Source organism: Streptomyces pseudovenezuelae, assembly GCF_029892565.1.
Lineage (GTDB): Bacteria > Actinomycetota > Actinomycetes > Streptomycetales > Streptomycetaceae > Streptomyces > Streptomyces pseudovenezuelae_A.
Window position 1 is genome coordinate 1 of the sequence record NZ_JARXVH010000050.1, and the last position, 18,162, is coordinate 18,162.

Sequence of the window (18,162 nt, forward strand, 5' to 3'; positions counted from 1 at the left end):
GACGTCGAACACCTCCCCCAACGGCACGGGAGCCTCGTGCGTTGCGCACACCGCCGGTGTCACCCGATCAGTGGCCACTCTGAAACAGCTCACTCAATGACCCTGGGTCCACAACTACCAGCTCTAGTGATGGTGCCAGGGAGCGGGGCAAGTAATCCTGATCTCGGAATTGCGGCAGTAATTGTGCTTGGTGCTATCGATCCGAAACGGTAGGCGTTCTGGGTCGTTGAATGCTGCGTGAGTGAACTGGTGGGAGACGCGCGGCAGTTGTCGCCGGCGGCGCAGGAAGCGTTGCGGCTGCGGGCGGTGGCCGCTCTGGTGGAGGGTAGGAACCGTGAGGACGTCGCGGCGGTGTTCAAGGTTTCGCTCAAGGCGGTGGAGGGCTGGTGGGCGAAGTGTCAGGCCGGTGGGCGTGAGGCGCTGACCGCGCGTCCGCGGGGGCGGCGCGTGGGTGAGCATCAGGTGCTGTCCGAGGTCGAGCAGGCAGCAGTGCGGCAGGCGCCCTTGGATCACCTGCCGTGTGACCTGGGTTTTCGTGGCCGGTTGTGGACACGTGGCCAGGTGGGTGAGCTGATCGCGAAGCTGTATCGGGTGCGGATGACCGAGCCCGGGGTGGGCAAGTACCTGCGGCGCTGAAGGCTGTCGTTCCAGCGGCCCGACAAGCGCGCGGTCGAGCAGAACCCGCAGGCGGTGCCGACCTGGCTGGAGGTGACATGGCCGGCGATCCGAGCGACGGCGAAGGCCGGGAACGGCGAGGTGCTGTGTGCCGACCGGGTCGGCATCCGTTCTGATCAGGTCACCGGCCGCACCTGGGGAGAGAAGGGCCGTACGCTCATCGTGCGCCGCACCGGCAACCGGTTCTCCGTGAACGCGATGTCCGCGATCAGCACGAAGGGCCGGATGCACTTCATGGTGTTCACAGACCTTCGACGCGAAAGTGATGTGCCGCTTCCTCGACCGGCTCATCGGCCACTTCGACCGCAAGATCCACTTCGCGGTGGACGGTCACTCCGTACACCGCTCTCACACATCGTCCGCGGCTACTTCGGTGGCCCCCACGTCCGCTACACCCTCGAAGAGAACCCTTTGAGTTTCTGATCAATAAAGCATCTCTAAGCCCGTTGAGCCGCTCCTGTGACGAGCAGGTCACTACGTATCGGGAAGATTTCCGAGGAGGATGGCTGATGCAGCCGCCGCACACAATCACGTCCTTCGTGACGGGGGATTCATGGCTGCCTGGCCGATAGCCGCCGCCTGCCTGCGTGCCATCGGCCGCGCACTGGCCATGGCCAGCTTCATGTGGGTGGGCCACCTAGCCGTCGCCTGCCTGCGCGCCCTCTTCCGCGCTCTGGCCACAGCCGGCTGCATGTGGGTGGGCCATCTCCCCGTCCCAGACGAACCGGCCCGGGAGCGGATCTGGGCGACGCCTCCGCCGGGGCATCCCGAGCGGCTTCGCCCTGACATCCCTCTCAGCGAGGTCGAACGGCACCTGGCGCGCTCGCTGTCGCGCCCGGAGGACATCGCATGACCAACGCTGTTCAGGCCTCAGTGCCTGTGTCACATCTTCTTCTCACAGGTCACGGCGTTAGAGCGTCTGGCGATGGACTCATCTCCATGGTGCCCGGCGAGCGAACTAGTACTGCAACGGTACTTAAAGCCAATGCCGTGACTCTGTTGGTGATCTTGTCGGGAGAGTGACGGTCAGGCGCTGCTGGTGGTTGGCTGGTCGGTGGCGGGGCGGCCTCGGTTTGGGGCGGTGGACGGTGTCGATGCGTCCGGCAAGTTTTCAGCGGATTCCCCCGATGACGGTCCGCACTGCGTGGGCGGCATGTCCGAAGGGGACGCCGGTGATGCTGATGCGGGACCGGCTGGATGTGGTGTTCGCCGACGAGGACTTCACTCACCTGTATCCCGCCGCTGGCCGACCGGGCTTCTCGCCGGGGCAGTTGGCGCTGGTATCCGTGCTGCAGTTCGCAGAGAATCTCTCCGACCGTGCGGCGGCGGATGCGGTGCGCACGAGGATCGACTGGAAGTACGGGCTCGGCCTCGAACTGGACGATCCTGGGTTCGACTATTCGCTGCTCAGCGAGTTCCGGGCCCGGCTGGCCGAGGGCAACCGGGCCGATCAGTTGCTGCAGTTGATGCTGGACCGCTTGGCGGCAGCCGGGCTGCTCAAGGGGCGGGGCCGACAGCGTACCGACGCCACCCATGTCCTGGCAGCGGTGCGGCGGTTGAGCCGTCTGGAGCTGGCGGGCGAGAGCGTGCGGGCTGCCCTGGAGCAGATGGCCGAGGCCGATCCGGACTGGCTGGTGCCGCTGATCGAGCCCGCATGGGCCAAGCGGTACGGGCGCAAAGTCGAGATCGGGAAAGTTCCGGGTGGCAAGGCAGCGGTGCGCGAACGCGCCGAGGAGTTCGGCCGCGACGGGCAGAAACTCCTCACCGCCGCCTGGGCAACCGGCGCCCCAGCCCGTCTGCGGGCGTTGCGGCAGGTGGAGATCCTGCGGCGGGTCTGGATCCACCAGTATTACTGGGATCGTGAGGGGCAGCTGCGCTGGAGGGAGGGCACGGCTCTGCCGCCGGCCTCGCTGCGGTTCGACTCCCCGTATGACACGGACGCGCACTACTGCGTCAAGCGCGATGTCGAGTGGAGCGGATACCGGGTTCATTTCACCGAGTCGTGTGACCAGGACCTGCCGCACCTGGTGGTGCACCGCCTACCTCTCACCGGCCCACATCGAGCGGGCTCAGCGCGTGCACGGCATCACGCTGCTCGGCCCGATCCTCGCCGACAACAGCCGCCAGGCCAAGGCAGATTCGGGCTTCGACAAGTCGGCCTTCACCATCGACTGGGCCCACGAGCGGGCCATCTGTCCGCGAGGTGCCACGAGTGCGTCCTGGACCAAGCTGCATATCTCCGGCCACACCTATCTTCAGGCCCGCTTCGCCGAGAGGGACTGCCGGCCCTGCCCAGACCGTGCCCGGTGCACCTCCTCGGCCACAGGCTCCCGCTCAGTCGCAGTCCTGCCGCGGGCACTGCACGAGATCCAGATGCGCAACCGGCTCGACCAACAGACCGAGCAGTGGCAACGCCGGTACGCGATCCGCGCCGGCATCGAGGCCACCCTCTCGCAAAACGTCCGAGCTCACGGCCTACGCAGAGCCCGCTACCGAGGCCTCGCCCGCACCCACGTCCAGCACGTCCTGACCGCCATGGCCTGCAACCTCAGCCGCCTCGCCGACTGGCACGACACCACCTCATCGCCCCGTCGCGCATCCCGCTTTGAGACTCTCTGCGCCAGAGCAGGATTCACGATCATCTGAGGCCCAAGATCACCAACAGAGTCATGCCGTTGCTTTAGGCTGCGGAAGAAACGCCTGGCCGCGGCCTTGTCCCGGCGGCTCTGCAGGAGGATGTCCAGCACCATTCCGTCCTGGTCGACGGCCCGCCACAGGTACTTCCGCACCCCGTTGATCTTGATGAACACCTCGTCCAGATGCCACTTGTCCCCAGGCCGGGCTGCCAGCGGCGCAGCGCGTTGGCGTAGGCCTGCCCGAACTTGCCGCACCAGCGACGGATCGTCTCGTGGGAGACGATGATCCCGCGCTCGAGCATCAACTCCTCGACCTCGCGGTAGGACAGCGGGAAGCGGAAGTACAGCCCCACACAGTGGGAGATCACCTCGACCGGGTATCGGTGCCCCTTGTACGACAGCGACACGGACCCCACAGACAGCCCCCTCCAGCACGATCAACCAGAAGATCATCCCACCGGTCACCCAACGTGACAGTGCCCTGCTGAATGCTTACGTTCGCGCCGTCGGGGAACGGCCCTCGCCGGTTCGGAAGCCAGCAGGACTACTTATTTGGGGGAATCCGCAGCCACGGGCCATGACTAACCTGAGTCGCATTCGGGTTCCAACGCCGAATTCCGCATCTTCGACCTACTCGGGCTGGGTGATCCTTGTGCTTGTGCTTGGAATCAACGGAAACTTCTCTGGGCCGGACACCGATCTGGTGCCACAGATGAGTGAAGTGATGTTCCATGACGCGGCGGCCTCCCTCGTACACGACGGAGAACTCGTGGCGGCGGTCGAGGAGGAGCGGTTCAACCGGATCAAGAAGACCACCAAGTTTCCGCTCGAAGCCATCCGTGAATGTCTCGATCTGGCCGGCGCGCGCCCTGAGGACGTGGACGCGGTGGGCTACTATTTTCCCGAGCAGACCGTCGACACATTGCTGAACTCCCTCTACCTCGACAATCCGCGGATCCCTGTGCGGTACTCCCGGGAGCTGATCGGCCAGCGGCTGAAGGAGGGCCTAGGCTGGGACCTGCCAGCCGAGAAGCTGGTGTACGTGCCGCACCACGAGGCGCACGCGCTCTCCTCGTACCTGCACTCAGGTATGGACTCGGCGCTCGTGCTGGTCCTGGACGGTGCAGGCGAGAGGAGCTCCGGCACCGTCTACCTCGCCGAGGGTACACGGTTGGAGAAGCTCGCTGAGTACCCGATTTACAAGTCGCTGGGCATGATGTACGCGGAGTCCACCTTCATGCTCGGCTACGGTTTCGGCGACGAGTACAAGGTGATGGGACTGGCCCCCTCGGGCAACCCGGAGACCTACCGCGGCACGTTCCAGAAGCTCTACACGCTGCTTGACGGCGGCGAGTACGAGTTAACCCCCGGCTCCGTTTTGCCGATACGCCCGACCAGCCAGCTCTTCCTCGCCGAAGGGTTCCGGCCGCGCCGTAAGAACGAGCCGTTCACCCAGCAGCATCGCGACTTCGCCGCGGGCCTCCAGGAGACGACCGAACGGCTCGCGCTGCACGTCCTCAAACACTGGGCGAAGGCCACAGGCCAGCCGCGCCTGTGCTTCGGCGGCGGCGTTGCCCACAACTCCAGCCTCAACGGCCGCATCCTCAAGTCCGGCCTCTTCGAAGAGGTGTTCATCCACCCCGCCTCGCACGACTCGGGTGCCGGAGAGGGCGCCGCCTACGCGGCTGCGGCGAGCCTGGGTACTTCGCTTCGGCCGAAGAAGCGGCTGATGAGCGCCAGTCTCGGTCCGTCCCTGGGCACCTCGGAGGAGGTGGCCGCACGGTTGGCCGAGTGGGCACCAATGGTTGGCGTCGAACGCCAGGAGGATGTGGTGGAGACCGCCGCCGCACTCCTCGCAGCCGGACAGGTCCTCGGCTGGGCGCATGGCCGGTCCGAGTTCGGCCCCCGTGCACTCGGGCATCGCAGCATCATCGCGGACGCCCGCCCGGCCGAGAACCAGATACGGATCAACGCGATGGTGAAAAAGCGCGAGAGTTTCCGCCCCTTCGCCCCGGTGACCACTGTCGAGGACGCCCACGACTACTTCGACATCTCGGGCGCCAAGGGCAACCATGAGTTCATGTCCTTCGTGGTGCCGGTGCTGCCGGAGCGGCGCGCCGAACTCGGCGCGGTCACGCACGTGGACGGCACGGCTCGCATACAAATCGTGTCCGAGGAATCCGGCGAGAGGTTCCACCGCCTGGTGCGGCGGTTCGGCGAGATGACCGGCACCCCCGTGCTGCTCAACACCTCGTTCAACAACAACGCCGAACCCGTGGTGCAGAGCCTCGACGACGTCCTGACGAGCTTCCTGACCACCGAGCTCGACGGCCTCGTGCTGGAGGACTACCTGGTGCGGGCCAAGGCCTCGCCGGACTTGGGTGCGCTCGTGCCGAAGTTCCGCCCGGTGACCAGGCTGGTCGAACGCAGGTCCGGTGGCGCCGACGCATCGTCCGGAGCGGTGGACCACGAGGTCTCCCTCGATTACCACACCGGCCCGACCACCAAGGTCTCCCCGGAGCTGTACGAACTGCTGAGCAGGGTCGACGGTGTCACCCCGCTCGAATCCTTGGCCAAGCCCATGGGCGGGCTGTCGGAAGAACTCACCTTCGAGGTGTTCACCCTCTGGCAGGGGCGGTTCATTGTGCTGACCCCAGGCCAGGCCACAGCTCGATGACCGGGGACACCTCGGAGATGACGACACACCGGGACGCTACCGCCTCGGCGACGGGCACCGTCACCGAGGTGCAGCGCGAGATCAGCCGCCTGCTGGCAGAACTACGCCTGGTGATTGGTGAGCCAGACGCGCTGGTGGACGCCTGCGTAGCCTGCTTGGAGGCCGCTCAGATCGCGTTGGCCGCCGCTCTCGGGCAGGAGCAGCGGGGTGACGGAACACGCGAGGCACTGTACGCGGCCAACGCGGCGGTTTTCGCGCTTCGGTTCGCCCTGGTCAAGGCAGGCGATGAACGTCGCCGGGCAGGGATGGACGAGCGGTGAGCTGCTACTGCTGGGTTCCTCAAAGGGTGTACACATATCGGCGCCGTAGTAGACGAGTTGGCGGGGCTGGTCTGCCCCAGATCCAGGGCGTGGCGCGGGAGTTGAGCTGGTCGGTCGCCAGGGTCGTGGCGTGTTCGATGTCGTCGCGGTCGGCGAAGGACCGGCCGGCGAGGGCGGTCTTGCGGAAGATGCGCCACCAGCCTTCCTGCAGGTTGAGCCAGCAGGCGCCGACGGGGATGAAGGCGTGGCGGATGCGGGGATGGTCCTCCAGCCAGGTCCGGGTGGACAGGCTGTTGTGGGAGGACAGGTTGTCGGTGACGATCCAGATCTCGCCGGTCGGGTTGGCGTTCTCGACCTGTTGGAGGAACTGCTGGTAGAAGACGCTGTTGCGGGAGGATGCGGTCATGGTGATCTGCTGGCCGTCCCGGACTCGTAAGGCTCCGTAGACCCAGGTTTTCTTCGGTCCGCGGCTGTAGTCGAGTTCCGCTTTGATCCGGTGGCCGTCCGGTGACCAGGCAGGTGCGGGCGGGAAGGTCCGCGGGATCACTGGCCCCAGCTCGTCGGCGCAGATCACCGTCGCGCCGTCAGGCGGGTGGGTGTAGAGGCCGAAGATCCTTGTCCTTTTGGGACGAAGTCCGGGTCCTTCGACCGCGTCCAGGACCGGGTGCGGCGCCAGCGCACCCCCTCGGCCAGCAGGATGCGGCGGACTTGTGAGCGACCCACCTCGATCCTCTCCGCCTGGGCTGTCGCGGCCAGGGAATCCAGGGTCCACTCGGCCAGCCCGGCCTCATCGAAGGCCCACAACTCGCCGACGGGCTCCCATCTCAGCCGCCCCGGCGGCACGGTCTTCACCAGGGAGATGATCCTGGAGCGTTCCTCCTCGGTGATCCGCCGCTTGCGGCCCTGTCCGCCCAGATCATCCAGTCCTTGCACGCCCGAGTGGTTGAAGCGGTGCAGCCAACAGCGGACCGTTTTCTGGCTGCAGCCCAGTTCTGCGGCGATCGCCGGCACCCGCAGACCCGACCAGCTCAGCTCGATCATCCGGGCCCGCATCACCGCATCACGGGGAGCCTTCCGCGCCCGCGACAACCGGCGAACGACGGCCCGTTCGTCCTCATGACGTCCCGGTCGTGCCCGTACAACCATCGTCCAGCACCCGCCCCCGAGCACCATCAACTACCCCGCCACCAGGACATATACCCAGCGAAAGAGGAACCCAGCAGTAGTGCGGGGCGGTCCATGTCGGCGAAGTCGTGGCTGTCGAACGGGGCGTTCTCCAGCTATTTAATGGAACCGAGGAATAGCAGCCGCTTGGCGACCGGCCCGCGGTCGGCGCCGACGAGATCGATCTCGATGTCGGTGCCGCGAGTCCAGTACCCTCCCATCGCCGGGACGGCGGGCAAGCCCTGGTCGGGCAGAAGCCGAGCCACGCTGTCGCGGATGAGAGGTCCGACGGCGCGCCCGCGCCAGGCGGTCCATTGTTCGCGGATGCGACCGAGGGTGAGGTCGCCGCGCATGCGCTCGATCTCGGCCATGTGCGGGGCGAGGAAGGCGAGCCAGAAGCGCAGGTAAGGACGGCGACCCGGTAGCGCCGCTCTCTGGAAGGGCATGTCGACAGGGGCAGCTCGGCCTGTGTTGCGCACGTGCAGGGACTGGGTGGTGAGGCGGCCGAGGGGGTCGAAGGTGTGGGTGAGGGTCGCCGTGTCGGCAATGTGGCGGGTGAGTTCGCGGCCGGCCGCGTCGCGTTCAAAGGTCAGGACGCGACCCGATGTTGTCAACGTCGTACGGCGCCCTGTCGCATCGTAGGTCCAGACGGACTCCGCCCCCGAGGGGGTGGTGCGGTGAGTGCGGCGGCCCAGGGCGTCGTAGACGTAGGTGATCGTGCGGCCGTCGAGTGTCTCCGAGTGCAGACGGCCGAAGCGGTCGCGGAGCAAGGTCACCGACGCCCGCGATGCCTACGTCGTCGCCGATGCCGCCCGCACCCTGTTCCATCTGCTGCACGGCATCGAGCCCGCCGAGCGCATGTCGAACTGGCCATGGTCCTGGGCCAGGACGACCGACCTCGCCCAGGGCGCCACCCGCTCTCCGACCGGCCGCGCGGACTGCTGACCTCCATCCATCCACCCTCGAACGGGTCCCGGGGCCACGTCTGCGGCACCCGGCCGTCCTGGCCCTGCTGCAGGACTTCGGCTCTCCGGCCGCCCTCGCCGAAGCGGGCACCCAGCGGATGATCCACGTCATGCTGGGCGCCGCACCACGGATGCACAGTGCCTACCACCTGGCCGAGCAGACGGTCGAGGTTCCCGGCAGCACCTCTGCGACAGAGACTGTTTTCGGCCTGGCAGAGTCCCTCGCTGTCACGCTCAGGCGCCGCGAGACGCTGGAAACGCGGGTCGCTGTCCTGCTGGGGCCCACCCTCTCGCGAAGGTCCTGACCTCCATGCCTGGGGTCGCAGTCAGGACCGGTGCCCGCATCCTGGCCCCACCACACACCGACCAGGCACCTCCGTCCGCGGCGAAAGCCCGCCCCGCGGCGGCACCAAGATACTCAAACGGGCCCTGTTCCTGGCCGCGTGCGCCTCGCTCAGCAACCCGGAATCGCGAGGTCACTACGACCGGAAGCGTGCCGAGAGGAAACGCCACAACCCAGCCCTCATCTGCGTTACCCGCCGCCGCGTCGACGTGCTCTTCGCGATGCTCTGCGACGGTACCCCCTACCAGCCCCGCCACGAACAAACAGGCTGACCACGCCCACAGACCTTGACGAACAGATAGCAGCACCCCCTTTCCAGGAGGAACCGGCCCGTAGGTTCCCCGCGCGCGGCGCGCGGGTCAGGGAGCGACGACCACCTGTGCGGAGTAGCTGAGGCCCGAGCCGAAGCCCGCCGTCAGGACGAGCGCTCCCGGCCGCACCCGGCCGGAGGCGATCAGGGTGTCGAGGGCGAGCGGGATCGAGGCCCCGGAGACATTCCCGTCGTCCCGGACGGTCCGCGCCACCTCGACCGAGGCCGGCAGGCCCATCGCCTTCACCAGGCGGTCGATGATCCGCACATTGGCCTGGTGCGGCACGAACGCCTCGATGTCGTCCACCGTCGCCCCGGCCGCCTCCAGGGCCCGCCCGCACACCTCGGCGACGGCCCCGATCGCCCAGCGGAACACCTCGGGGCCCGCCATCTCCAGGAACGGCCAGCGCATCGTCGGGTCATGGCGCAGTTCTACGAAGGAGCGGCTCTGTTCGATGGCCCGCAGGTGCTCCGTGTCGGTCCCCCACACCGCGCGCCCGATGCCTGGCTCCGTCGAGGGGCCGACCACGGCCGCGCCCGCCCCGTCGCCGAAGATGAAGGCGGTCGAACGGTCCGTCGGGTCGATGATGTCGCTCATCCGCTCCGAGCCGACCACCAGGACGTGCTCGGCCTGACGGCTCGTCACCAGACTGCCAGCCACAGCCAGGCCGTGCGAGAAACCGGCGCAGGCCGCGCCGAGGTCGAAGGCGGCGGCCCCGCCGACGCCCAGCTCGGCGGCGCAGGCCGCAGAGGCGGGCGGCGCCTGGTGCAGGTACGACATGGTGGAGACGATCACGCAGGAGACGTCCGCGGGGGTCAGGCCGGCCGCGCTCAGTGCCTTCTGGGCGGCCTTCGCCCCCATCACGGGAATGGTCTCCTCGGGATCGGCGAAATGCCGGGTCACAATTCCGGAGCGCGCCTCTATCCATGCGCTGTCGGAATCGATTAACCTGCATATCTTTTCGTTTCCGACCAGCCGCCCAGGGCGATAGGAACCCACCCCTAGAAGGCGGGCGAAACGGTTGGGCGACGATCGATTTTCAGTGGCCATCGAAGTCATCAATCCAATCGTGGATCAGTTCACCCGGGCGTTATTTCATCAAACGGCCCGCAAACCCTTACTGTCAATGAAGAGGCTCCGGGACGTTCGTCCTATTGATTCGACGGTTCATCAACTCGCGTTTTCCGAGAGCATGTTGCGGCAGATCGAGGCGGCTGCCAGACTGGCGTCTTCATTCCGGCGCTCACATGGAGGAGCGAAGTGTCAGAGGTACATGCCTCCAACACGCACACCGCCACGATCGAATGGCGGGACCAGGGTCCCCTTTTCGCCACCCAGGCCGAAGCAACGGGTCTGTCATATCTGCGCGGGCTGATTTCGGGCGATATCGTTGCCCCGCCCGTCGCCCAAGTCCTCGGTATCGAGGTCGTCAAAGCCGACCCGGGCACGGTCCAGTTCACGATGCCAGTCAGGAACTTCTTCACGAACCGCCTCGGCCTGCTCGCCGGCGGCATCCTGTCGACGGTAATGGACTCCGCGCTGGGTTGCTCGATCCTCTCCGCAATTCCCGAGGACAAGGACATCGTCACCCTCGACCTGAACGTGGACTTCCTGCGCCCGGTGCACGGGGCCCCGGGCCTCGTCACGGTGGACGCGGAGGTCGTGCACTTCGGGCGCAACCGAGGCCTGGCGTCCTGCCGGGTCGTGGACTCGAAGGATCGGCTCTGCGCCGTGGGCAAGAGCAGCTGTCTGATCCGCGACAAGGCCCCCGCCCCCAAGGGCGCCGCGGAGGGCTCCCGGTGAGCGGCGCCCCCGACCTGAAGGTCGGACAGATGCTGCGCGAGTCGCGGACCATCACCGACGCGGACATCGTCGCCTTCGCCGAAGTCGCAGGGGACCGCGGTCGGCACCATCTGCCCGACCAGGGCCGGGCGATGGCCCACGGGCTGCTCACCGCCTCTCTCGCCACGAAAATCGGCGGTCGGCTCCACTTCATCGCCCGGCGCATGGGCTGGGAGTTCCTGCGGCCGGTGTGGTCGGGCGACACCATCATCGCCGAGGTGACCGTGCGCGCCCTGAGCGAGGTCCGCTCCGGCACGGGCGTGGAGTTCGACATCGAGATCAGCAACCAGCACGGCGAGACGGTGCTGCGCGGCGACAGCACGGGCGTGATCCGCCACTGAGGCGGCGGCAGGCGGGTGGGTGCCACACCGAAGGCGGTGAGCGTGGCAACCGTCCAGCAGGGCGCCGATCTCGCCCAGGACGCCTGTGCCCCACTCCTCGACCTCGATCTCCAGGACCCAGGCGCCGACTGCCTGTTCCTGCGGGGCACCGCCGTGGATCGCCGCGCCGGTGCGGGCGACGGGCGGGCTGCCGTGTCCGGCGACCTCGATGACGGGGGCGAAGCCAGCCCTGCGTGTGAAGTCGGCGAGCGGCAGATCCTCGGCCGGTCCTCCGCACGTGCAGCGGGGGTCCATGTCGTAGAACAGGTCGACGATGGGCTTGTACCAACGCGTGGGCACCTTGTTCTCGGACAGCACAAACCAGCTGGGCGCGGTCCGCTCCTCGGCGATAGTCACCGCTCACTCCTTACGGCCTGGGGAGCACAGAGCTTGGGGGTGTCACTGCGCCGCCAGCGCGGCGAGCACCTCGTCGGTGGTCACGGCCCGGTGCTCGGGTGGCCGGTCTCCGGTGGCGCAGACGGCGGTCACCGAGCCGGCGCGGCAGACCCACCACACGCGCAGCTCGTGGTGCGGCTGGCCTGTGACGCCCACCCGGAGCGTCCCGTCGCTCTCCTGGCGCAGCTGGTAGTCGCGCAGTGCGGAGGACGGGCGGTGGTAGGCCTTGAGGGCGGCCTCCTTGGCGGCTACGAGGACCGTGGCGAGCAGTCCCGGCGACGGCTCGGGACCGAGCCGGGGCGGCTCGGCCAGGCCGAGCAGCCGGGGCAGCAGGATGTTGTTGCGGGCATCGACGGGTTCGACATCCACACCGATCAAGGAGGCCGTTCCCGCTTCGGTGACCGCGCAGACGGTCAGTTCCCCGGTGTGGGCGAGCGAGACAGCGATCCCGTGGGGCCCGCCCTGCACCTGGGGGGCGCCATCTGGATCCGGCAGGATCTCGGTGGCGCTGGCCCCGGTGGCCCAATGGACCGCGGCCTTGGCAGTGAGCCGGGTGCGAACCCACTCGACGCGCCGGGCGCCGGTCAGGGACGCTGCATGTGCCCGTTCGCACGGGCCGAGCAGCACCTCGGGCGCCCGCCGTCCGGCCCAGTCGCAGTCGACGACCAGGACGCGGGCGCCGGCACCGGCGCTCATGATGCCTCCCGGCTCATCGATGCCCCGGGCTCCGTACGCCAGGGGTCATCGGACGCGCCGGATGGCCTGGACGAAGTCGCCTAGGTCCTCGACGCTGGGCTCGCCGGGGGTGTCGACGAAGCCACGGACCAGGCGCACCACCGAGTCGTACGCCTCGGTGTGGTCGTAGGCGGTGGAGTCGGCGACCTTCAGGGACCAGCGCCAGTAGCCCTTCATGGTGTCGGCGAGCGGCATCCGGAAGGTGGCGATGACGTCCTTCAGGCCGGGGACGGCTGCGGCGCCGTCCCGGACGACGTAGGCGCCCACGAGGTTGCTGTAGAAGGCGAAGTGGCGGGCCTCGTCACGGGCGAGGCGGCCGAGCAAGTCTTTGAGGAAGGGTTCGCTGACCGTCTCGCGGAAACGCTGGTAGAACAGCTGGGTCGCCTTCTCCTGGACCAGGGTGTACGTGAAGGACTGGACCGGGTGCTCATAAGGCAGCACGAACTTCTTGCGGCCCTCCTCGGCAAGGCTCGCCAGGATCTCCTCCCGGGTCGCCATGCCGGTCTCGACCTGGTAGCGGGCGAGCGCCGAGGCATGCCGCTCCTCGTCGGAGGCCCAGGCGACCAGGAAGCGGAAGTACTCCCGGTTGAAGCCGAAGCGCGCCAGCTCCTGTTCGGCATCGGCGACCGGGAAGGCCTCCAGGAAGTGCGAAAGGTAGCCGGGGATGTGGTCCTCGACGTAGGTGATGAACCGCACCGCGGAGCGGTCGGCCTCGGTGAGCCGCTCCGGGCGCAGTGTCGCCCAGGGGAGCTCGGCGAGGGTCCAGGACCGCTCGCCGGCGCGGGTCACCGCCTGGTCGACGAGCTCGTGCATCTTCAGGGCGGGCAGCAGATCGTCGAGTACGGCCTCCACCATGTCAGCCCACCGCCTTGGGGCCCAGCCGGGACTTGGTGGCGGTGAGCGCGAAGTGCTTGGAGGTGTAGCCCCAGCCGGCGTTGGCGACCCGCAGATACTGGATGAGCGGCTCGGCCATGCCGGGAGCGGCGGCCTCGACGCGGTCGCTGTTGGCCTCCGCCCGGCGCTCCCACTCCTCGATGGTGCGGTGGTAATGGGCAGTGAGGTCGTCGAGCCCGGCGAGGCTGAAGCCGGCCGACTCGGTGGACTGGATGATGTGGGAAAACGGCACCATGTCGGCGAAGCCGAAGATGGTCTCGGTGACGTGCCTGGTGCCGGGTCGGGCGGCGAACTCTTGGTAGACCGCGTCGCTGCGGAAGCAGCTCTCGGAGAGATAGAGGCGGCCCTGACGGTGCAGCGAGTCGTAGACCTTGCGCAGCACCGCCACCCGGTCGGGCATGTGGATGATGGAGCCGAGCATGGTGGCGGCGTCGTAGGGGCCGCCGATGGCCAGGTCGGTGTACGAGCCTATGCGGATGTCGACGCGGCCGGCGACGCCCAACTGCGCGGCCTTGTCGCGGATGTACTGGGCCTGCGGGGCGGAGGGCGTGACGCCGGTGACCTCGCAGTCGTACTCCTGGACCATGAACAGTGTGAGGCTGCCCCAGCCGCAGCCGATGTCGAGGAGGCATTCGCCGCCGCGCAGACCGAGGCGTTCGGCGACGAAGTGGAGCTTGGCGGTCTGCGCCTCCTCCAGGGTGGCGTTCGGCGTGCGGTAGGGCGCGGAGCTGTACTTGATCCGCTCGTCGAGGAAGGCCCGGAAGACCTCGGGGGGCAGCTCGTAGTGCTCGTTGGTGGCACGCCGTGCTTCCCCGGGGGCGAGGGCGAGGTTACCGTCGCGTGCGGTGTGCACCACCGCCGGGCGGGTGTCCTCGGTCGCGTGGGTGGTCATGTCAGACCTCCGCGCCGGCCTGGGCGAGCACGAGGCCGGCGAGCTGGCGGGGGGTGCGGACGTCGAAGATGTCCTCGTCCTCGAACTCGACGTCGTAGACGCGCTCGATCTGGGCGACGACACGCAGCAGCCGGACCGAGTCGGCGCCGGGCAACTCCTTGAGGACGGTGTCCTCGGCGATGTTACCGAGGTCGATGCCGAGTTCTTTGGCGGTCTGGGCGCGCACCTCGTCGAGGACTGCGGACTCCTGGAGGGACATGGTCATCCAATCGCGTGGTCGAAGTAGTGGGCGAGGCGTTCGCGGTCGGGGCCGACGAGGTCCATGTGGCTCTCGGCCTGCTCCGAACTGATGGGTTGGTAGGCGGAATTCGCCATGACGTGTGGGGTGCCGTCGAGGCCGATGACGTCGGCCTCGGCATGCACGGCGCCGCTGCCCTCGCGGGTGATCCTGGCGATCGCCCGATAGGGGGTGCCGATCCGCAAGGGGCGCAGGAACTTGGTGCGCAGGGTGACGGAGAAGGCGAGCAGGCCGCGGTCGAGCGCGATCAGGTCACCCATCAGCTCGTCGACGAGGACGCTGACGATGCCACCGTGGACGACTCCGGGGTAGGAGGCGTAGTCGTCGGAGAAGGTGATGTCGGTGGCGAGCCGGCCGTCGGCGAGCCGGAACATCTCCAGGGCGAGGCCGATCCCGTTGTGCGGGGAGCAGCCGAAGCAGCGGAAGCGGGGGTCGTCGAGCCAGGGCAGGTCGACGGGGGTGGCGGCGTCGTCCGGGGTAACCATGTCGGCCATCACGCGTCGCCCCCGGAGGACGGCAGTTCGGCGAGGATCCGGCGGATGTCACGGAGCTTCTCGACCGGGCGGCCAGTGAGTTCGGCGAGCGTGTTGAACAGCTGCTTGTGGATGCGGTCCCACTCGGTGCCGTCGTCGACCTCGCCGAAGTAGCGGAAGACCTCGTCGATGGTGACGTGGCCGTCGAGCTCGGGGAGGCTGCCCTTGCACCTACTGACCGGGTGTTCGTAACGGCCCTCGGGGTCGGCCATGTAGACGTAGAAAGTTTCCAGAACCGAGGCCAGCTCCTCCGGGTGAGTGGCCAGACGGCGTGCCGTGTAATGGATGAACTCCCGTGCGTGGCGGGCCTCGTCGCCGCTCGCCCGCTTCACGATCTTGGTGATCACGGGCTCCTCGGTGACCCGGCTCACGCACTTGTACATGTGGTTGGTGGCGATCTCGGAGATGATGTTGGTGGCGAGGGTCGCCGACGGGGTGATGCCGGGCGGGTAGGGGGCGCGCATCGCGTTGATCTGCTCGTAGCCGACGTCGCTGCCGGCGAGCCTCAGCCACTTCTTGAACGCCAGGTGGTGCTGGAGCTCCTGGTAGCCCCACAGGCACACGAAGGCCGAGAAGTCGTAGTCGTCGACGAACTCATTGAAGAAGCCGTGCTGGGCGGCGATCGAGTTGGACTCGCCCATGACCGCGCCCATCGCGAAGGCGATGCACTCCGGGCGCACCAGGTCGGGCCGGAACTCGTCCCACGGGATGTCGGTCATCTCCCACGAGGCATTCTGGTACACGGGGAAGACGTCGTAGCTGTGCAGCGGCTCCGCGTCGAGGTCACGGGCGGTGTCCAGCTTGTGCGGGGTGGTCACGGGGTGTCCTCCGATTCGGTTCGATCGGCGGCGGTGACGTCGGCGAGTTCCGCGAGCCGCTCGCGGGTGCGGGCGCGCTGCCACTTGCCGCTGGTGGTACGGGTGATCCAGCGCGGCTTGACGAGGTGCACCCGGACGTCGGTGAAGTCCATCTCGCGCACGACCCGGGCGGCGATCTCCGCGCCGAGGTCGTCGTCGGCCTGCTGGGGGGCTGCCTCGACGACCACGCGGACCACCTCGCGGCCGTCCCCCTCGGTGTCGGAGAAGGCGACGCAGCGTTTGCGGTAGACGCCGGGCACCTCACGGGCGACGGCTTCGATGTCGTCGGGGAAGTAGTTCTGGCCCCGGACGATGACCATGTCCTTGGTGCGGCCGGTGACGAACAGGTCCCCGTCGTGGGTGAATCCGATGTCGCCGGTGCGGAACCATCGGCCGTCGAACGCGGCGGCGGTGGCCTCCGGGTTGTCAAAGTAGCCGGAGGTGACGGCGTCGCCCGCGATCCGCACCTCGCCGAGTTCGCCGGGGTCGCACTCCCGCCCGTTCTCGGCGACCAGCCTCATCTCCAGTCCGTGGACGGCGCCGCCGAGCGCGACCACGTCCTTGGCACCCCGGCTACCGCGCGCCACGGGCACTGCCCGGCCGCGGGCGGCGAGTTCGCCGCGGTCTACCGGGAGGATCCGGACCGGGCTGCCGGGCTTGGGAAAGGTGATGCCGAGGGTGGCCTCAGCCATGCCGTACACCGGGTACATGACCGTGTCGCGCAGCCCGGCGGGGGCGAAGTGGGTGGTGAAACGCTCGACGGTCTCGGCGCTGACGGGTTCGGCGCCGTTGAAGGCGAGCCGCCAGGCGGAGAGGTCGAGTTCCTTGACCAGCTCGGGCGGGGTGGCTTCTACGAATTGCTCGTAGGAGAAGTTGGGTCCGGTGATCACCGTGCCGCGGTGCTCGGCGAAGTACTTGAGCAGCTGCGCGGGGCGGCGCAGAAACGCGGTGGGGGTGAAGACGTGCACGTCGGAGCCGTTGAGCAGGTGGGAGAAGAGTCCGACGAGGCCCATGTCGTGGAAGGTGGGCACCCACTGCATGAACACGTCGTCGGGGGTGAACTCGCCGGAGACCGCGCAGGCCAGTACGCCGGCGGCCATGGCGCTCTGGGTGAGCAACACGCCCTTGGGGTCGCTGGTGCTGCCGGAGGTGAACTGCACCACGGACAGGTCAGCCGGGTCGACCGCGGGCAGCCGGAGACCGCTGCCGGGCGCGGAGACCGCGGGGTCGATGAGGACGAGCCCCGGCACCTGCTCGGTGAGGAGGCTGCCCAGGTCCTCGAAGGCGGCGCCGAGGACGAGGTGGCGGATGCCGGCCACGCGCAGAATACGGGCGAGCCGACGGGCGGTGCCCTGCTCGTTGCCGAACCCGGTAGGCACGGGCAGAACGCTGCACGCAGCGCCGGCCCGTTGCACTCCGAAGAAGAGGCTGAGGAAGCGGGCGTCGGTGGGGACGAGTAGACCGACGACGGCGCCGGGGCCGACACCGTGCTCCATCAGTCCGAGCGCGCAGCTCAGCGAGGACTCGGCGAGCTCGGCGCCGGTGAGGCGCTCCTCGCTGCCGGGGAAGACGGCCACGGCGTCCGGCGCGGCCTTCGCGTTGTGCAGAAAACACTCGACGAGGGTGTCGCCGGACAAGAGAGGGCTCGGCAAGGGATCATTCCTTTCGTGGAATTTTCGAATCCTGCACTCGGAATCCTGACCGGTTCACGGAACCAAGTCGACGCGCAGTTCGCTGAGGCCGCGGAAATTCACATGCGGGCGCCATACGACGTCTTCTGTTGTAAGCGAAATGTTGCGGTAGCGTCGCAGCAGTTCCGTGAAAACGAGCCGTCCCTCGATCTGTCCGAGCAGCGCGCCGATGCAGTAGTGGGGTCCGCCGCCGAAGGCAAGTGGCTTGATATCGATGCGTGTCATGTCCAGGGCGTCCGGATTCTCGTACCGGTGCGGCTCACGGTTGGCGGCACCGAGCAGGATCATGATTTTCGACCCGGCCGGAATGGTCTTGCCTCCGACCTCGACATCCGCCGTCGTGATGCGCGCCACGAGCTGTACGGGGGCGTCGTACCTGACGAATTCGTCGACACCCTCCTCGATCAGTCCGGGGTTCTCCCGCAGGGCCCGCAACTGGTTGGGGTGGCGCAGCAGCCCCAGCTCGCCAAGCCCCGTCGAGCGTCGCCGAAAAGCCCAGGTCACCGGTCCGCTGACAGGTGCCGAGTCGTCCAGACCCAGCTCCGCTCGCCTA

The 18,162-nt window shown here is 67.9% G+C and carries 19 protein-coding genes and 4 pseudogenes; 10 read left to right on the plus strand and 13 right to left on the minus strand.

Annotation, left to right across the window (positions count from 1 at the left end; genetic code table 11):
• Positions 1 to 237: 237 nt before the first annotated feature.
• The 5 genes and pseudogenes from M2283_RS51000 (at position 238) to M2283_RS51020 (ending at position 3,321) form a co-directional block, all read left to right on the plus strand.
• Entirely contained in the window at positions 238 to 636 is a 399-nt protein-coding gene (locus M2283_RS51000; RefSeq protein ID WP_280883485.1) for a helix-turn-helix domain-containing protein, read from the plus strand.
• Between the two features lie 120 nt (positions 637 to 756).
• Positions 757 to 882: pseudogene (locus M2283_RS51005) on the plus strand (IS630 family transposase); the annotation flags it as partial.
• 346 nt (positions 883 to 1,228) lie between these two features.
• Positions 1,229 to 1,528, plus strand: coding sequence for a DUF6059 family protein (locus M2283_RS51010; RefSeq protein ID WP_280883486.1), 300 nt, complete (start codon positions 1,229 to 1,231; stop codon positions 1,526 to 1,528).
• 328 nt (positions 1,529 to 1,856) lie between these two features.
• A pseudogene (locus M2283_RS51015) lies at positions 1,857 to 2,123 on the plus strand (transposase); the annotation flags it as partial.
• Between the two features lie 514 nt (positions 2,124 to 2,637).
• Positions 2,638 to 3,321, plus strand: coding sequence for a transposase (locus tag M2283_RS51020; protein WP_432423260.1), 684 nt, complete (start codon positions 2,638 to 2,640; stop codon positions 3,319 to 3,321).
• Here M2283_RS51020 and M2283_RS51025 read toward each other — a convergent pair.
• Positions 3,297 to 3,727: pseudogene (locus tag M2283_RS51025) on the minus strand (IS6 family transposase); the annotation flags it as partial. The gene M2283_RS51020 and the pseudogene M2283_RS51025 sit on opposite strands and share 25 nt — an antisense overlap.
• A 296-nt stretch (positions 3,728 to 4,023) precedes the next feature.
• Here M2283_RS51025 and M2283_RS51030 point away from each other — a divergent pair.
• Positions 4,024 to 5,988: a carbamoyltransferase family protein gene (locus tag M2283_RS51030; RefSeq protein ID WP_280883487.1), complete on the plus strand. Its 1,965-nt coding sequence runs from the start codon at positions 4,024 to 4,026 to the stop codon at positions 5,986 to 5,988.
• A complete protein-coding gene (locus tag M2283_RS51035; RefSeq protein ID WP_280883488.1) occupies positions 5,985 to 6,308 on the plus strand; it encodes a hypothetical protein in 324 nt (107 codons plus the stop codon). The genes M2283_RS51030 and M2283_RS51035 overlap by 4 nt, the downstream gene beginning before the upstream one ends.
• A gap of 19 nt (positions 6,309 to 6,327) precedes the next feature.
• Here the strand turns inward: M2283_RS51035 and M2283_RS51040 are convergent, their stop codons facing one another.
• The 3 genes and pseudogenes from M2283_RS51040 to M2283_RS51050 form a co-directional block, all read right to left on the minus strand.
• On the minus strand, positions 6,328 to 6,882 hold the full coding sequence (locus tag M2283_RS51040) for a transposase (RefSeq protein WP_280883489.1): 555 nt from the start codon (positions 6,880 to 6,882) through the stop codon (positions 6,328 to 6,330).
• Positions 6,879 to 7,361 carry a helix-turn-helix domain-containing protein gene (locus M2283_RS51045; protein WP_280883490.1) on the minus strand — a complete coding sequence of 161 codons (483 nt, stop codon included), beginning with the start codon at positions 7,359 to 7,361 and terminating at the stop codon, positions 6,879 to 6,881. The genes M2283_RS51040 and M2283_RS51045 overlap by 4 nt, the downstream gene beginning before the upstream one ends.
• Positions 7,362 to 7,591: 230 nt before the next feature.
• A pseudogene (locus M2283_RS51050) lies at positions 7,592 to 7,938 on the minus strand (DUF234 domain-containing protein); the annotation flags it as partial.
• A 251-nt stretch (positions 7,939 to 8,189) separates the two neighbouring features.
• Here M2283_RS51050 and M2283_RS51060 point away from each other — a divergent pair.
• A complete protein-coding gene (locus M2283_RS51060) occupies positions 8,190 to 8,417 on the plus strand; it encodes a hypothetical protein (RefSeq protein WP_280883491.1) in 228 nt (75 codons plus the stop codon).
• A gap of 722 nt (positions 8,418 to 9,139) precedes the next feature.
• Here the strand turns inward: M2283_RS51060 and M2283_RS51065 are convergent.
• Complete coding sequence (locus tag M2283_RS51065; RefSeq protein WP_280883492.1) at positions 9,140 to 10,150, minus strand: beta-ketoacyl-ACP synthase 3; 1,011 nt, start codon at positions 10,148 to 10,150, stop codon at positions 9,140 to 9,142.
• A gap of 201 nt (positions 10,151 to 10,351) precedes the next feature.
• Between M2283_RS51065 and M2283_RS51070 the strand changes: the two genes are divergently transcribed.
• Both M2283_RS51070 and M2283_RS51075 read left to right on the plus strand, forming a co-directional pair.
• A complete protein-coding gene (locus M2283_RS51070) occupies positions 10,352 to 10,894 on the plus strand; it encodes a PaaI family thioesterase (RefSeq protein ID WP_280883493.1) in 543 nt (180 codons plus the stop codon).
• Entirely contained in the window at positions 10,891 to 11,274 is a 384-nt protein-coding gene (locus M2283_RS51075) for a hypothetical protein (protein ID WP_280883494.1), read from the plus strand. The genes M2283_RS51070 and M2283_RS51075 overlap by 4 nt, the downstream gene beginning before the upstream one ends.
• A 438-nt stretch (positions 11,275 to 11,712) precedes the next feature.
• Here M2283_RS51075 and M2283_RS51080 read toward each other — a convergent pair whose 3' ends face one another.
• From M2283_RS51080 to M2283_RS51115, 8 genes are all read right to left on the minus strand, one after another.
• On the minus strand, positions 11,713 to 12,405 hold the full coding sequence (locus M2283_RS51080) for a 4'-phosphopantetheinyl transferase family protein (protein ID WP_280883495.1): 693 nt from the start codon (positions 12,403 to 12,405) through the stop codon (positions 11,713 to 11,715).
• A 45-nt stretch (positions 12,406 to 12,450) separates the two neighbouring features.
• Positions 12,451 to 13,299 (minus strand): acyl-ACP desaturase, encoded by an 849-nt coding sequence (locus M2283_RS51085; RefSeq protein ID WP_280883496.1) that lies wholly within the window; start codon positions 13,297 to 13,299, stop codon positions 12,451 to 12,453.
• A 1-nt stretch (position 13,300) separates the two neighbouring features.
• Positions 13,301 to 14,230, minus strand: a complete 930-nt coding sequence (locus tag M2283_RS51090; RefSeq protein WP_280883497.1) for an SAM-dependent methyltransferase — start codon at positions 14,228 to 14,230, stop codon at positions 13,301 to 13,303.
• 1 nt (position 14,231) lies between these two features.
• The gene (locus tag M2283_RS51095; protein WP_280883498.1) at positions 14,232 to 14,495 is read right to left on the minus strand and encodes an acyl carrier protein; all 264 of its coding nucleotides are present in this window, start codon (positions 14,493 to 14,495) and stop codon (positions 14,232 to 14,234) included.
• On the minus strand, positions 14,492 to 15,022 hold the full coding sequence (locus M2283_RS51100; RefSeq protein ID WP_280883499.1) for a PaaI family thioesterase: 531 nt from the start codon (positions 15,020 to 15,022) through the stop codon (positions 14,492 to 14,494). Before M2283_RS51100 ends, M2283_RS51095 begins: the two co-directional genes overlap by 4 nt.
• A complete protein-coding gene (locus M2283_RS51105) occupies positions 15,022 to 15,879 on the minus strand; it encodes a ferritin-like domain-containing protein (protein ID WP_280883500.1) in 858 nt (285 codons plus the stop codon). The genes M2283_RS51100 and M2283_RS51105 overlap by 1 nt, the downstream gene beginning before the upstream one ends.
• On the minus strand, positions 15,876 to 17,570 hold the full coding sequence (locus tag M2283_RS51110) for an AMP-binding protein (protein ID WP_280883501.1): 1,695 nt from the start codon (positions 17,568 to 17,570) through the stop codon (positions 15,876 to 15,878). The genes M2283_RS51105 and M2283_RS51110 overlap by 4 nt, the downstream gene beginning before the upstream one ends.
• A 54-nt stretch (positions 17,571 to 17,624) precedes the next feature.
• A partial coding sequence (locus M2283_RS51115; protein WP_280883502.1) for a cytochrome P450 occupies positions 17,625 to 18,162 on the minus strand: 538 nt, incomplete at its 5' end.